Source organism: Azospirillum sp. A26 (assembly GCF_042604635.1).
In the GTDB taxonomy this organism is placed as follows: Bacteria; Pseudomonadota; Alphaproteobacteria; order Azospirillales; family Azospirillaceae; genus Azospirillum; species Azospirillum palustre.
Genome location: NZ_CP170472.1, coordinates 609,167 through 624,181, shown reverse-complemented (window position 1 = coordinate 624,181; position 15,015 = coordinate 609,167). Strand labels below are relative to the sequence as shown.

The following is a 15,015-nucleotide window of genomic DNA, read 5'->3' as shown; positions in this document are numbered from 1 at the left end:
CGGAGCCGCGGTCAAGGCTCCCGACGTTTTCAGACTGTCCCCGCATCTCCGAGGCATCTTCCTTTGGTCAGTTACGATCTCCAGCCCGGCCGCGCCGGCCGACTCCTGATCGGCGGCGCGCCCGAGGGTCATGACGCCCGCATCCTGGCGGAGCTTGCGCAGAAGGCCGGCGGCTATGGCCTGCTGCATGTGGCGCTGGACGACACGCGCTGCGCCCTGCTGGCGGAGGCGCTGGCCTTCTTCGCGCCGAAGCTGGAGGTGCTGACCTTCCCGGCCTGGGACTGCCTGCCCTATGACCGGGTATCGCCCAACGGCGGCATCGTCGCCCGGCGCATCGACACGCTGACCCGGCTGATCGCCCGGCGCGAGGCGGCATCGAACCGCGACGGGCTGGCGCCGCTGATCGTGCTGACCACGGTCAATGCCGTGGTGCAGAAGGTGCCGCCGCGCAGCGCCTTCAAGAACGCGGTGTTCTCCGCCAAGCTGCGCGACCGGATCGACCTGGAGAAGCTGCAACGCTACCTCGCCGGCAACGGCTACACCCGCGCCCAGACGGTGCGGGAGCCCGGCGAGTTCGCCGTGCGCGGCGGCATCGTCGACCTGTTCCCGCCCGGCACGGAAGAGCCGCTGCGCCTCGACCTGTTCGGCGACGAGCTGGAGGGCGTGCGCGCCTTCGATCCGATGACCCAGCGCACCACCGACAAGCGCGACAGCGTCGAGCTGAAGCCGATGTCGGAGGTCTTCCTCGACGAGGCCGGGATCGCCCGTTTCCGCTCCGGCTACCGCGAGCTGTTCGGCGCGGTGACCGACGACGATCCGCTCTACGAGGCGATTTCCGCCGGGCGCAGCTATGGCGGGATGGAGCATTGGCTGCCGCTGTTCCACGAAAGCATGGACACGGTGCTGGACTATCTGCCGCGCGGCATCGTCAGCCTGGACCATCAGGCCAACGAGGCGCGCGACGCCCGCATCGCCCAGGTGGTCGATTTCCACGCCTCGCGCGACGGCATGATGACCATCGAGAAGCGGACGGGCTCCCCGGTCTACAAGCCGGTGCCGGTCGCCTCGATGTTCCTCGACGGGATCGGCTGGGACGCGCTGCTGGCGGAGCGCGCGGTGGCGCAGCTCCAGATCTTCTCGACGCCCCCCGGCATCAAGGGGACGGTGGACGCCGGCGGCAAGCGCGGCCATGACTTCGCCGAGGAGCGCAACCGCCCCGACGTGAACGTCTTCGACGCGGTGAAGGACCATATCCGGGCGCTGCGCGCAGACGGGCGCCGCGTGCTGATCGCGGGATATTCCGCCGGCTCGCGCGACCGCCTGTCCAACGTGCTGGCCGACCACGGCATCCCCGGCCTGGAGCCGGCGGAGAGCATGGAGGATGTCCGCCGCTTCGACCGCGGCATCATCGGCACCATCGTGCTGGGGATGGAGCACGGCTTCACCTCCGCCGACCTCGCCGTCATCACCGAGCAGGACATCCTCGGCGACCGCTTGGTCCGTCCCCAGAAGAAGAAGCGCAAGGCCGCCAACTTCATCGCCGAGCATTCCGCCCTGCATGAGGGCGACATCGTCGTCCATATGGACCACGGCATCGGCCGCTATGATGGGCTGGAGACGCTGGAGGTCACCGGCGCGCCGCACGATTGCCTGCGCCTGATCTACGAGGGCGGCGACAAGCTCTATGTCCCGGTCGAGAACATCGAGGTGCTGTCGCGCTACGGCTCGGAGGACGCCAATGTCCAGCTCGACAAGCTGGGCGGCGCCGGCTGGCAGGGCCGCAAGGCCAGGGTCAAGAAGCGCCTGAAGGACATGGCGGAAGCCCTGCTGAAGATCGCGGCGGAGCGCATGCTGAAGAAGGCCGATCCGGTGCTGACCCCGGAAGGCGTCTATCAGGAGTTCGCCGCCCGCTTCCCCTATCCCGAGACCGACGACCAGCTGAAGGCCATCGAGGACATCTTCACCGACCTCGGCAGCGGCCGGCCGATGGACCGGCTGGTCTGCGGCGACGTCGGCTTCGGCAAGACCGAGGTGGCGCTGCGCGCCGCCTTCATGGTGGCGATGAGCGGCAAGCAGGTCGCCGTCGTCGTGCCGACCACCCTGCTTGCCCGCCAGCATTTCCGCACCTTCTCGACCCGCTTCAACGGGCTGCCGGTGCGCGTCGTGCAGCTGTCGCGCATGGTCACCGCGCGCGAACAGACGCTGGTCAAGAAGGAGCTGGCGGAGGGCACGGCCGACATCGTCGTCGGCACCCATGCCCTGCTCGCCAAGGGCCTCGACTTCAAGCGGCTCGGCATGGTCATCGTCGACGAGGAGCAGCATTTCGGCGTGAAGCAGAAGGAGCGGCTGAAGGAGCTGCGCGCCGACATCCATGTCCTGACGCTGACCGCCACGCCGATCCCGCGCACGCTCCAGATGGCGCTGTCCGGCGTGCGCGAGCTGTCGCTGATCGCGACGCCGCCGGTCGACCGTCTGGCGGTGCGCACCTTCGTCCTGCCCTATGACCCGGTGGTGATCCGCGAGGCGATCCTGCGCGAGCATTACCGCGGCGGCCAGAGCTTCTATGTCTGCCCGCGCGTGGAGGATCTGGCGAAGGTGGCCGAGCGCGTGCGCGAGCTGGTGCCCGAGGTCAAGATCGTCACCGCCCACGGCCAGATGCCGGCCAGCGAGCTGGAAGACGTGATGACCGCCTTCGACGAGGGCAAGTTCGAGGTTCTGCTCGCCACCAACATCATCGAGAGCGGGCTGGACATTCCCAACGCCAACACGCTGATCGTCCACCGCGCCGACCTGTTCGGGCTGGCGCAGCTCTACCAGATCCGCGGGCGCGTCGGCCGGTCGAAGAAGCGCGGCTACGCCTATCTGACCTATGCGCCGAACAAGCCGCTGAGCGGCACCGCCCAGCAGCGCCTGCACGTCATCGAGACGCTGGATTCCTTGGGCGCCGGCTTCCAGCTCGCCAGCCACGACATGGACATCCGCGGCGCCGGCAACCTGCTGGGCGAGGAACAGTCGGGTCAGGTGCGCGAGGTCGGCGTCGAGCTGTACCAGCAGATGCTGGAGGAGGCGGTCGCCAGCGCGCGGGCCTCGATGCAGGAGGGCGCGGTCGCCGCCGCGGCGGCGCAGGAATGGGTGCCGCAGATCAACCTGGGCACGCCGGTGCTGATCCCGGAAAGCTACGTCCCCGACCTGACGGTGCGGCTGTCGCTCTACCGCCGCATCGCCGATCTGGTCGACCGCGCCGAGGTGGACGGCTTCGCCGCCGAGCTGATCGACCGCTTCGGCAAGCTGCCGGAGGAGGTCGAGAACCTGCTGGACGTCGTCACCGTCAAGCGCTGGTGCAAACAGGCCAACATCGACCGGGTCGATGCCGGTCCGAAGGGGCTGGTGCTGGCCTTCCACGACAATTTCTATGCCGAGCCGGCCAAGCTGCTGACCTACATCGCCCAGCATCTGACGCTGATGAAGCTGCGGCCCGACCACAAGCTGGTCTATGTCCGCGAGTGGCCCGATCCGCAGGCCCGCGTGCGCAGCGTGCAGAAGCTGGTCAAGGATCTGGCGGAGATGGCGTCGGGCGGCGGCGTGCCGCGCGGCGAGACCCCGCCGCCGCCCCCTCCCCCGCTGCCGCCGAAGCCGACCGGGGCCAAGATCGCTTCGCGCTTCGGCACGCCGTCGCGGTTCGGCCGTCCGACCGGGCGGCGCTGAGATGGATGAGCTGATCCGCAATGCGTCGCTGGCCCGCCGTCTGGCCATCGGCGACCGGCGTGCGATGGGCGACGCCCCCTCCGTCGCCGATGAGGTGGCGGCCGACCGCGGCAAGCTGGCGGAACTGGTTGGCTGCCTGTTCGACCGCAATGCCAGCGTGCGCATGCGCGCCGCCGACGCGCTGGAGCGGGTGTCGCGCGGCAATGCCGGCTGGCTCGACCCCTATGTCGAGCATCTGCTGACCGATGCCGTCGCCATCGAGCAGGCAGAAGTGCGCTGGCACATCGCCCAGATCGTGCCGCGCCTGACCATGACGGAGGAGCAGCGCCACCGTGCCGCCGTCCTGCTGGCCGACTGGTTCGAGAACAGCCCCAGCCGCATCGTCCAGACCAGCGCCTTGCAGGCGGTGGTCGATCTGGCCGAATCGGATGCCGGGCTGCGCGCCACCTCGGCGGAGATGCTGGGCCGCGCCATGCGCTCCGGCGTGCCGTCGCTGGCCGCCCGCGCCCGCCGCATCCTGAAGCCCTTCGAGGTGGACGAGGCGACGCTGACCGCCGCCCTGGTGCGCGAGCAGACCGGTCTGACCCTGTCGATCCTGCCCGAGCGTCTGGCGGTGGCGCAGCTGCCGCCGGGCAGCGGCCTGCCGGACTGGCTCGACTGGACCGATCCACTGGTCGGCGCCACCCGCACCGGCGAGGAGCTGTCGATCCTCTGCCGCGAGGAGCGCGTGCCCGAGGGGGTGAAGGCCGAACGCGGCTGGCGCGCCTTCCGGGTGGAGGGCGTGGTCGATTTCACCCTGTTCGGCATCCTGGCCCGCATCGCCGTGCCGCTGGCCCAGGCCCATCTGCCGATCTTCGCGATCTCCACCTACAACACCGACTATGTGCTGGTCCGCGCCGACGACCTCGACAAGGCCGCGGACGTGCTGGCACTGACCTGCACGGTAAAGCGGTAGGACGGGATTGCCCTCCCCCGCCCCGGACCGGCCTTCGGTCGGTGCGGAGCGGGGAAAGGTCGATCAGGCGCCACCGCCCTCCCGCTGGCTTCGCTCGGCGATCTCCTCGCGCTCGCCCATCTCTTCCCACTTCTTCTGGACCGGCTTGTCGGGATCGCCGGAGGCCTTGCCGGTCTCATCGACCAGCTTGTCCTCGATCCGCTGGGCGGCCTCGGACGGGGCATCGGAGGTGCGAGAAGCGGGACGGTCTTCGGTGGCCATGGCGGCGATCTCCGGATTTTTGCTGAACCCACGAACGGTTCCGATCAGATAACCGCGCGCCCGGCCCGCCGGTTCCGGTCCTGTTTCAAAAATTGTATGTCGTAAAGAAATACAATTTTCCTGTTGCCCGGGCTTATTTATCACAGCGACAGTGGGGCTATCGATCATCAACCCCCGCGCGTGGAGGTTTCGCCCATGAATGCGTCTCGCCTGTCGATTGTGGCAGCGGCCGGCCTGCTGCCGCTGACTTTGCTCGGCGCCTGTGCGCCGGCCCTGCCGACACCGGCCCCCGTCAAGGAAACGGTCTGGCTCGACCAGAACTGGAAGCCGGGCGAGCGCTATTGGTACCACCATGCCAGCCAGGGCACCTCGACCTTCCCGATCTCCTATGCCTGGTTCGTGGCGCTGGAGCAGCCGGACATCCGGGTCTTCGGCGAACCCAGGATGCTGGCGGACGAATCGTACCTCCAGCAATTCGGCTTCATCCCCAGCCCGAAGCGGCTGGGCGGCGCCACGGCGCGGGATTACGGCTATGGGGCGGAACCCGGCTCGGCCAAGGCGGTGCTGGCCGCCTACAACCAGTCGGAGGAGGAGGTCAACCCGGACGGCCTGCCGGTCGGCTTCGCCCGCACCAAGGGCTATGTCGACCCGACCACCGGCACGCCGCTTCCCGACCAGATCGGCCTGACCTGCGCCGCCTGCCACACCGGCCATATCGAGTATAACGGCGTCAGCCTGCGCATCGACGGTGCGCCGGCCGTCATCAACCTCGATGCGCTGACGGCGGCGCTGGGCTATTCGCTGGCCTACACCAAGGTCCTGCCCGGCCGGTTCGACCGGTTCGCCGACCGCGTGCTCGGCCCCAACCGCACCGCCGAACAGACGGCCGCCCTGCGCGGGCAGTTCGAGCAGACGCTGGCCACCCTGGAAGCCCTGGCGAAGCGCGGCGCGGCGCAGAGCGGCAATCCGGCGGTCGTCGAAGGCTTCAACCGTCTGGACGCGCTGACCCGCATCGGCAACACCGTCTTCACCAACGACCTGCTGAACGGCAAGGTGGAGTTCGACCCCTTCACCAACGTCGCCGCCATCACGGCGCCGGTGAAGTATCCGCACATCTGGAACGCCTCCTGGTTCGACTGGGTGCAGTACGACGCCTCGATCATGCAGCCGATGGTGCGCAACGCCGGCGAGTCGATGGGCGTGGCGGCGCGGGTGAACCTGTCGAACCCGGACCGCAAGCTCTATGCCTCCTCCGTTCCGGTCGACACCCTCTACAGGATGGAGCAGCTGCTGGCCGGTCCCAACCCGCGGGCCCGCAAGCCGGACGGCAGCATGACCGGCTTCCAGGGGCTGACCGCGCCGAAATGGCCGCAAGCCGTGCTCGGCACCGTCGATGAGGCCAAGCGGGCGCGCGGCGCCGGCCTGTACCAGGAGCTGTGCCAGGGCTGCCACCTGCCGCCGGTCGACACCCCCGCCTTCTGGGACGCGAAATACTGGACCAAGCCGAACGCCGCCAAGCAGAGCTATCTGAAGGTCACGCCGATCAACGTCGGCACCGACCCGGCCCAGGCCAACATCCTCCAGACCCGGACGGTGCAGCTGCCCGCCTTCCTGAAGGTCGATCCCGCCAGCCTGTGCAACGGCAAGCCGGGCGAGCCGGTCACCAGGACCAGCTTCGCGGCGGCGCTGGGCTACGTCGTCCAGAAGACGGCCGAGACCGCCTATGACGAGAACAAAATCCCGCCCGCCAAGCGGGAGGAGATGAACGGCTTCCGTCCGAACTGCCTGCAGGCGGAAGGCGGCTACAAGGCCCGTCCGCTGGATGGCATCTGGGCCGCCGGACCCTACCTGCACAACGGTTCGGTTCCCACGCTCTACGACCTGCTGTCGCCGCTGGCCGAGCGGCCGAAGAGCTTCTGCCTCGGCCTGCGCAGCTTCGATCCGGTGAAGGTCGGCTACCGCACCGACTGCGCTGACGGCACCTTCACGCTGGACACCAAGATCCCCGGCAACACCAATGTCGGGCACCAGTTCGTCGGGTCCGGTGTCGCCGGCAGCGGCATCATCGGCCGCGGCCTGTCCGAGCAGGAACGCTGGGATCTGGTGGAATATCTGAAGACTCTGTAACTTCCCCCGCCGGCCCGGCCCCCGCGACCGGGCCGGCGGTCAGTCTTCCGCGTGCAGCGCGTCGGCCAGACGTTGCGCCAGGGCCGCCGCCTCCGCCGGCTCGTAGGGCTCGGCGTGGCCGGCCCCCCAGACCGGACCCGGCCATGCCGGATCGCCGCGCGTCCGCCCGATCACATGGACGTGCAGCTGCGGCACCATGTTGCCCAGCGCCCCGACATTCATCTTGTCCGGCGCGAACAGCCGTTCCACCGCGCGGGAGGCCAGCGCGATCTCCCGCATCAGCGTCGCCTGATCCTCCTCGGCCAGCCAATGGATTTCCACGGCGCCCGCGCGCCTCGGCACCAGGATCAGCCAGGGCCACAGCCGGTTGTTCATCAGCAGGACACGGCAAAGCTCCAGATCGGTCACAGGACAGGTGTCGGCCTGTAGCCGTTCGTTAAGGGAAAACATGCTTCACTCCTCTCTGACACCGGCTGTCCGGTACTGGCCGGAAGCATCATCCGGGAATAATCCGGAGGCTGCCCTGTTGTAGCCGGCAGTGGCGGGCCAACCGCGAAGCTTGTATAGAAGGCCGTGCGCGCCGGCCATACGGCACGGGCGGCATTCGTTGGACGATTGAGAGAGTTCGGTCCGAGGCAATGGTCGGGGCGGCAACGATCCCCTTGCGCCATTTCCGCGGGCCGTATCCATGTTTTCTGGTGCGGCGAGCGAGAACGACCCACATGCGCAAATCGGCCTTTGCGGTTCTGATCCTGGTGATCCTCGGCAACATCGCCTTCTGGGCGCTGTGGAACCGTCCGGTGGACGAGCGGTCCTGGGCCGGCGCCATCACCGGCGTCGCCTATACCCCCTTCCATTCGGACAAGAGCCCGTCGAAGGGCGACAAGGCGTCCGCCGACGACATCGAAAAGGACATGACGGCGCTTGAAGGCGCGGTGAAGGCGGTCAGAACCTATTCGACCACCGACGGCTCGGAAATGGTCGCGGCCATCGCCGCCAAGCACGGGCTGCCGGTGACCGCCGGCGCCTGGACCGCCGGCAAGCCGGAGATCGACGAGCCCGAACTGGCCGGCCTGATCAAGCTCGCCCGCGCCAACAGCAACGTCCGCCGCGTGCTGGTCGGCAACGAGGCGATCCTGCGCGCCGACCTGACGGTTCCGCAGGCCATCGAGTACGTCAAGCGGGTGAAGAAGAAGGTCAACGTCCCGGTCTCCATCGCCGAGCCGTGGCACGTCTGGCTGAAGAACCCCGAGCTGGCCGACGCGGTGGACTTCCTCGCCGTCCATCTGCTGCCCTACTGGGAAGGCGTGCCGGTCGACCAGTCGGTCGATTACGCCATGTTCCGCTACAACGAGCTGAAGGCGAAGTTCCCCAACAAGCACATCCTGATCGGCGAGATCGGCTGGCCGGCCGACGGCCCGTGGCGCCGCGGCGCCGAGGCGAGCCAGGTCAACCAGGCCAAGTTCATCCGCAACTTCCTGAACGTCGCCGCCCAGAACAAGCTCGACTACTTCATCATGGAGGCCTTCGACCAGCCCTGGAAGCGGGAGATCGAAGGCACGGCGGGCACCAGCTGGGGCCTGTGGGACTATCAGCGCAACCCGAAATTCCCGATGATCGGCGGGGTGAACGAGGTCCGCAACTGGGAGATCAAGTGCGCCACCGCCGTGGCGCTGGGCTTCCTGCCGCTGGTGTTCTTCCTGTGGCGCCGCGGCGACCTGAAGATCGGCGGCCAGATCTTCTATGGCGCGCTGATTCAGGCGGTCGCCTCCGTGCTGGTCTTCACCGTCAGCGCCGCCTCGGCCGCTGGCCTCGCGCTCACCACCGAGATCGCCTGGGGCCTGCTGATCTTCTGCCAGCTGGTGCTGTTCGCGGTCATGCTGATCGACGGCATGGAGCTGACCGAGGTCGTCTGGCAGCACAAGTTCAAGCGCAAGTTCATCCCCTGCTCCGCCGCCCCGCTGCCCAACGCGGCGAAGGTGTCGATCCATGTGCCCTGCTACAACGAGCCGCCGCACATGGTCATGCAGACGCTGGACGCGCTTGCCGCCCTCGATTACCCGAACTACGAAGTCCTGCTGCTCGACAACAACACCAAGGATCCGGCGGTCTGGCGGCCGATCGAGGAGTATTGCCGGAAGCTGGGGCCGAAGTTCCGCTTCTTCCACCTCGACAACTGGCCGGGCTTCAAGGCAGGTGCGCTGAACTTCGGTCTGGCGCAGACCGCCCCCGATGCCGAGCACATCGCCGTCATCGACAGCGACTATCAGGTCCATCCCGACTGGCTGAAGGCGACCATCCCGCACTTCAACCGGCCGGAGGTCGGCTTCGTCCAGTCGCCGCAGGATTATCGTGAGTGGGAACACGACCTGTTCCAGCGCATGACCAACTGGGAATATGCCGGCTTCTTCCACATCGGCATGATCCAGCGCAACGAGCGCAACGCGATCATCCAGCACGGCACCATGACCATCATCCGCAAGTCGGCCCTGGAAAAGGTCGGCCGCTGGGGCGAATGGTGCATCACTGAGGACGCCGACCTCGGCCTGCGCCTGTTCGAGCATGGCTATGAGGCGGTCTACATGCCGGAAAGCTACGGCAAGGGCCTCGTGCCCGACAGCTTCTCCGCCTACAAGACGCAGCGCTTCCGCTGGGCCTATGGCGCCGTGCAGATCCTGAAGCACCATTGGCGCCAGCTGTCGCCGGGCGCCAAGGAGCTGACCGCCGGCCAGAAATACCACTTCATCACCGGCTGGCTGCCCTGGTTCGCCGACGCCGCCCACATGGTGTTCGGCATCGCCGGCATCCTGTGGTCCATCGGGCTGATGGCCTTCCCGAAATATTTCGAGTTCCCGCCCAACGTCTTCATGATCCCGACGCTCAGCGTCTTCGCCTTCAAGGTCGGCGCCTCGCTCTGGCTCTACGAGGCGCGGGTGAAGTGCGGCTTCTGGGACAAGGTCGGGGCGGCGGTGGCCGGCATGGCGCTGACCCACACGGTCGGCCGCGCCATGTGGCTCGGCATGTTCACCTCCGGCCGTCCCTTCGTCCGCACGCCGAAGTGCGAGAACCAGCCGGCGCTGATGCAGGCCTTCCTGATGGCTCGGGAAGAGCTGGTTCTTCTGGTGTCGCTGTGGGGTGCGGCGCTCGCCATCGTCATGGTCTTCGGCCACGAGAACCGCGACGCCTTCATGTGGTCGGGCCTGCTGGTGGTGCAGTCGCTGCCCTATCTGGCCGCCTTCATCACCGCGCTGATCAACGTCTTCCCGACGCTGGGATTCGGCAGGAACAAGCCGCAACCGGCCGACAATGCGGTGGCCGGCGCCGGCGACTGATAGTCATAGGCCGGTGCTTCGGCTTGGAAGGAAGCGCCGGCTCTGCCAGACTTGATCGCTGTCGGGGCGGTTCCCCGGGAGGCGGCCCATGTCGGGAAATGTCCACGGTGTCGGCCCACCGGAGTTCAGCGTCCGCACCACCGCGGGCGTCGAGCGGGCCGGCAGCGCCACCGACCGCAACCGCCGCCGCAACCCGCGGCGGGAGCAGCAGGAGCGCGAGCAGGAGCGGCGCGACCAGAGCCCGCCGAACCCGCAGCGCCGCCGCCTCTACGACCTGCTGTTCGATGAGGTCGACCAGTTCGACGGGCTGGACGACCGGCAGCGCGACCGGCTGAAGGACAGCCTCCGCAGCCATTTGTCCCGCCGCCGCCCTGCCCCTCCGACGGCAGCGCCGTCGGTTCCCCATGACGAGGAGGCGCTGGCCGAGGCCCTGCTGAAGGACCCGGCGGCGCCGATCCCAGTCGATCCCGAGCATATCGTCCAGGCCGTCACCGCGGCGGCGCCGGAGCAGGATGCGGAAACCGCCCGGATGGCCGAACAGCTGCGCGACTGCCTCTCCCGCAACACCGACCGGGCGCGCAAGGTGGCGGTCTATTTGCATCTGCTGCTGACGCTGGAGGGCGCGTTCCGGCCGCATATGGTGGTGGATGTGTAGGCAAGGGCTGCGATAGCCGCCCAAAAACAAAAAAGCCCCGCCTCCCTTTCGGAAGACGGGGCCTTTCGTTACACGTGACCGTTCGGCGTCACTCCGGCGTGGAGGCTTCGCCGTCGGCTTCCGGGGTGCCCATCATCGCATCGGCGACCAGACCGGCGTTGCCGCGGATCTTGGCCTCGATGGCGTCGGCCATCTCCGGGTTGTTGCGCAGGTAGGTCTTGGCGTTCTCGCGGCCCTGGCCGATGCGGGTGCCGTCATAGCTGAACCACGCCCCCGACTTGTCGACCACGCCGGCCTGGATGCCGAGGTCGAGCAGCTCGCCCACCTTCGACACGCCCTCGCCATACATGATGTCGAACTCGACCACGCGGAACGGCGGGGCCATCTTGTTCTTCACCACCTTGACGCGGGTCTGGTTGCCGACGACGGCGTCGCGGTCCTTGATCGCGCCGATGCGGCGGATGTCGAGACGGACCGAAGCGTAGAACTTCAGCGCGTTGCCGCCGGTCGTCGTCTCCGGATTGCCGAACATCACGCCGATCTTCAGGCGGATCTGGTTGATGAAGATGACGAGGCAGTTCGACTTGGAGATCGAGCCGGTCAGCTTGCGCAGCGCCTGGCTCATCAGGCGGGCGTGCAGGCCGACATGGCTGTCGCCCATCTCGCCTTCCAGTTCGGCGCGCGGCACCAGCGCCGCAACCGAGTCGACCACCAGCACGTCGATGGCGCCGGAGCGCACCAGCGTGTCGGCGATCTCCAACGCCTGCTCGCCGGCATCGGGCTGGGAGATCAGCAGATCGTCGACCTTGACGCCGAGCTTGCGGGCATAGGACGGGTCGAGCGCATGCTCGGCGTCGATGAACGCACAGGTGCCGCCGGCCTTCTGGGCCTGGGCGATGGCGTGCAGCGCCAGCGTGGTCTTGCCCGAGCTTTCCGGGCCGTAGATTTCGATGATGCGGCCCTTCGGCAGGCCGCCGATGCCCAGCGCGATGTCGAGCCCCAGGGAGCCGGTGGAAATGACCTCCGTCTCGACCAAGCTCTCCTTGGCGCCGAGCTTCATGATCGAGCCCTTGCCGAACGCGCGTTCGATCTGGCTCAGGGCGGCATCGAGCGCCTTCTGCTTGTCCATGGAATCCTTCTCGACCAAACGAAGCTGTGCGGACGACATGCCCGGTACCCCTCTCTTAGAACACACGGTCGGCGCTCTTGCAACGAGGCTGAATGTACTCTCTTCGTTCTCGTTTGCAAGCGCCGATGTTGCCTGTGCGTTCCTATTTTACGCGGGATGTCCGGGTCCATTTTCGCGGGCGAATTCGCTCCTCCGCCTGCCCGTCACCGCCCGTCGCGGATGACCTCCTTCACCTTGGAGGCCAGCTGTTTCAGCGAGAAGGGCTTGGGCAGGAAATGGGCGACTTCGACGCCGTCGATCTCGCCCAGCCGGTCCTCGGCATAGCCGGAGATGAAGATGACCCGCATCTCCGGGCGCAGCCTGCGGACATGGCGGGCGAGCGTCGGGCCGTCCATCTGCGGCATAACCACGTCGGTGATCAGCAGGTCGATGGAGGCGCCGTTGGTCTCGATCTGCTGCAAGGCCGCCTCGCCGTTCTTGGCCTCCAGCACCTGATAGCCCTTGTTGCGCAGCGCGCGGGCGGAGAAGACGCGCACTGCGTCCTCGTCCTCCACCAGCAGGATGATGCCGGTGCCGGTCAGGTCGCTGCCGCGCCGCTCGCGCGGCTCCGCCGTGTCGACCGGACGCAGTTCGCCCTGATGGTGGGGAAGCAGGATGGTGAAGGTAGTTCCCTCCCCCACCGCCGAATCGACCAGCACGAAGCCGCCGGTCTGCCGCACAATGCCGTAGACCGTCGACAGGCCGAGCCCGGTGCCCGATCCGACCTCCTTGGTCGTATAGAAGGGCTCGAAGATGCGCTGGAGATTCTCCCGCGCGATGCCGCAGCCGGTGTCGATGACCTCGATGGAGACGTAGCTGCCAGCCGGCACCGTCTCGTGCTCCCGCCGTTCCGGCTGGCTGACGACGTAGTTGGTGGTGTTGACGATCAGCTTGCCGCCGCCGGCCATGGCGTCGCGGGCATTGACCACCAGATTGATGATGACCTGCTCCAGCTGGTTCTGGTCGACCTTGACCAGCCCCAGGTCGCGGCCATGGATCATCTTCAGCTCGATGTTCTCGCCGATCAGCCGGCGCAGCAGGTTCGCCAGCTCCGCCAGCACGTCCGTCACGTTGATGACGCGCGGCTGCAGGGTCTGCTGGCGCGAGAAGGCCAGCAGCTGCCGCACGAGGTTGGCGGCGCGGTTGGCGTTCTGCTTGATCTGCATGATGTCGCTGAAGGACTGGTCGCCCGGCTTGTGCCGCAGCAGCAGCAGGTCGCAGAAGCCGATCATCGCCGTCAGCAGGTTGTTGAAGTCGTGCGCCACGCCGCCGGCCAGCTGGCCGACCGCCTGCATCTTCTGCGACTGGGCGAACTGGGCCTCCAGGCTCTTGCGCTCGGTCATGTCGATGAAGTGCAGGATCAGGCCCACGCCATCGCCCCTGCCGCCATCGCCCCTGGAACCATCTGCACGGCCATCCGTGCGCACCGGGTTGGCGAGGCGCCGGGCATAGAGCTGGGCGGTCAGCTCGCGCCCGCCGGACAGCCGGACCTCCAGCGGATGGGCCGGGTCGGCGCCGCCCTGCACCGCCCGCAGCCGGGCGGTCACCGCCTCGCGCTCCGCCGGGACGATCAGGTCGGCCATCGGGCGGTTGATGACGCTGCCGGACTCGCTGCCGATCAGCGCCAGGAAGGCCTCGTTGCATTCGGTCAGCTGCCCGGTCTCGTCGACGAGCGCGATGCCGATGGGCGCATCCTCGAAGAAGCGCTGGAACCGCTGCTCGGACTGGCGCAGCGCCTCCTGCCATTCCCGTTCCGGGGACAGGTCGCGCACCACCGAGCGGGTGTGGATGGTGCCGTCGTCGGCATGCACCACGCTCTGCGCCACCGCGACCTGGAACCGCCGGCTGCGCAGGCCCACCATGGTCAGCTCGCCGCGCTGCTCGCCGCCGCCATGGTCGAACAGGTCGTAGGGGGCGGCGGACACCGGGGGAGCCGCCAGGATGCCGTGCAGCCGCGCCTCGCCGTCGGTCAGATCGCCGGGGGCCGCCTCCAGCCATTGGGCCAGGGTGGCGTTCACGAACAGGAAATGGCCGTTCTGATCGACCGAGAAGAAGCCGACCGGCGCGTGCTCCATGAAGTCGGCGAGCTTGGCCTGCTCGCGCAGCATGACATGCTCCAGCTCCCGCCGGGCGGTGATGTCCTCGATCCGCCAGTGGACGGAGCCGGGGAAGCCGGCCACCGGCTGGCCCTGCACCTTGCGCCATTCCGGCGGGTGGCCGTCCAGCGCCGGGATCGCCAGCTCGGCCGAGGCGGCGCCCCCTGCCTTCACCCGTTCGCGCAGGCGGCGGAATTCACGCGCGCTGTCGGGGTCGCCGGAGAATTGGCGGGCCAGGGCGTCCAGCGGCCGTTCGCCGCGGCGCCAGCCCGCCAGCTCGCGGAAGGCGGCGTTGACGAACACCACATCGTCCGTTCCGTCGCAGACCAGCTGTCCGGCCGGCATCCCTTCCAGCGCGCCGCCGAGAAGCGCGCCGATGTGGGCCGACCGCCGCACCACCGACACGCTGCGGGCGATCAGCAGGACGACGCCCAAGGCAACCAGCGCCGCTCCCAGCCAGCCGACCGTATCGCGCTCCAACAGCAATCCGGCGGCCAGCACCAGCAGTCCGGCCGGCGCCAGCGCATATTGGACCAGCATCAACACCCCGCCGGTCGAAGCCTTGCGGTTCACAGCATTGCGCGCGCTGTCGGAAAGGGAAGTTGTGTCGTCCACCAATACTCCAAACCCCACACGGTCCGGCCGGGACATGCCCCGGTCCGCACTTGCCCGTCACACCACCTGCGATGGCCGGCCGATCCAACCGATCCCATCAA

Annotated in this window: 9 protein-coding genes; 5 read left to right on the top strand and 4 right to left on the bottom strand. The window is 68.0% G+C overall.

Annotation, left to right across the window (positions count from 1 at the left end):
* Positions 1 to 63 precede the first annotated feature (63 nt).
* Together mfd and ABNQ39_RS03425 are read left to right on the top strand one after the other, a co-directional pair.
* Entirely contained in the window at positions 64 to 3,705 is a 3,642-nt protein-coding gene (gene mfd / locus ABNQ39_RS03430; RefSeq protein ID WP_376958949.1) for a transcription-repair coupling factor, read from the top strand.
* A gap of 1 nt (position 3,706) precedes the next feature.
* Positions 3,707 to 4,660: an ACT domain-containing protein gene (locus tag ABNQ39_RS03425; protein WP_376958947.1), complete on the top strand. Its 954-nt coding sequence runs from the start codon at positions 3,707 to 3,709 to the stop codon at positions 4,658 to 4,660.
* Between the two features lie 63 nt (positions 4,661 to 4,723).
* Here the strand turns inward: ABNQ39_RS03425 and ABNQ39_RS03420 are convergent, their stop codons facing one another.
* The gene (locus tag ABNQ39_RS03420) at positions 4,724 to 4,921 is read right to left on the bottom strand and encodes a hypothetical protein (protein ID WP_376958945.1); all 198 of its coding nucleotides are present in this window, start codon (positions 4,919 to 4,921) and stop codon (positions 4,724 to 4,726) included.
* Between the two features lie 195 nt (positions 4,922 to 5,116).
* Here ABNQ39_RS03420 and ABNQ39_RS03415 point away from each other — a divergent pair, with 195 nt between their 5' ends.
* A complete protein-coding gene (locus ABNQ39_RS03415) occupies positions 5,117 to 7,048 on the top strand; it encodes a di-heme-cytochrome C peroxidase (RefSeq protein WP_376958943.1) in 1,932 nt (643 codons plus the stop codon).
* Between the two features lie 39 nt (positions 7,049 to 7,087).
* Here ABNQ39_RS03415 and ABNQ39_RS03410 read toward each other — a convergent pair whose 3' ends face one another.
* Complete coding sequence (locus ABNQ39_RS03410) at positions 7,088 to 7,498, bottom strand: HIT domain-containing protein (protein WP_376958941.1); 411 nt, start codon at positions 7,496 to 7,498, stop codon at positions 7,088 to 7,090.
* 272 nt (positions 7,499 to 7,770) lie between these two features.
* Between ABNQ39_RS03410 and ABNQ39_RS03405 the strand changes: the two genes are divergently transcribed.
* Positions 7,771 to 10,380 (top strand): glycosyltransferase family 2 protein, encoded by a 2,610-nt coding sequence (locus ABNQ39_RS03405; protein WP_376958939.1) that lies wholly within the window; start codon positions 7,771 to 7,773, stop codon positions 10,378 to 10,380.
* Between the two features lie 88 nt (positions 10,381 to 10,468).
* Positions 10,469 to 11,035 carry a hypothetical protein gene (locus ABNQ39_RS03400; RefSeq protein WP_376958937.1) on the top strand — a complete coding sequence of 189 codons (567 nt, stop codon included), beginning with the start codon at positions 10,469 to 10,471 and terminating at the stop codon, positions 11,033 to 11,035.
* Between the two features lie 88 nt (positions 11,036 to 11,123).
* Here the strand turns inward: ABNQ39_RS03400 and recA are convergent, their stop codons facing one another.
* The gene (recA, locus tag ABNQ39_RS03395; protein ID WP_098740085.1) at positions 11,124 to 12,203 is read right to left on the bottom strand and encodes a recombinase RecA; all 1,080 of its coding nucleotides are present in this window, start codon (positions 12,201 to 12,203) and stop codon (positions 11,124 to 11,126) included.
* A 164-nt stretch (positions 12,204 to 12,367) separates the two neighbouring features.
* Positions 12,368 to 14,914 (bottom strand): ATP-binding protein, encoded by a 2,547-nt coding sequence (locus ABNQ39_RS03390; RefSeq protein ID WP_376958935.1) that lies wholly within the window; start codon positions 14,912 to 14,914, stop codon positions 12,368 to 12,370.
* Positions 14,915 to 15,015: the final 101 nt, after the last annotated feature.

What these genes read in the sequence shown, in the direction of transcription:
- ABNQ39_RS03425 (WP_376958947.1), top strand. Translation starts at nt 3,707, where the DNA reads ATGGATGAGCTGATCCGCAATGCGTCGCTGGCCCGCCGTCTGGCCATC.
- ABNQ39_RS03420 (WP_376958945.1), bottom strand. Translation starts at nt 4,921, where the DNA reads ATGGCCACCGAAGACCGTCCCGCTTCTCGCACCTCCGATGCCCCGTCC.
- ABNQ39_RS03415 (WP_376958943.1), top strand. Translation starts at nt 5,117, where the DNA reads ATGAATGCGTCTCGCCTGTCGATTGTGGCAGCGGCCGGCCTGCTGCCG.
- ABNQ39_RS03410 (WP_376958941.1), bottom strand. Translation starts at nt 7,498, where the DNA reads ATGTTTTCCCTTAACGAACGGCTACAGGCCGACACCTGTCCTGTGACC.
- ABNQ39_RS03405 (WP_376958939.1), top strand. Translation starts at nt 7,771, where the DNA reads ATGCGCAAATCGGCCTTTGCGGTTCTGATCCTGGTGATCCTCGGCAAC.
- ABNQ39_RS03400 (WP_376958937.1), top strand. Translation starts at nt 10,469, where the DNA reads ATGTCGGGAAATGTCCACGGTGTCGGCCCACCGGAGTTCAGCGTCCGC.
- recA (WP_098740085.1), bottom strand. Translation starts at nt 12,203, where the DNA reads ATGTCGTCCGCACAGCTTCGTTTGGTCGAGAAGGATTCCATGGACAAG.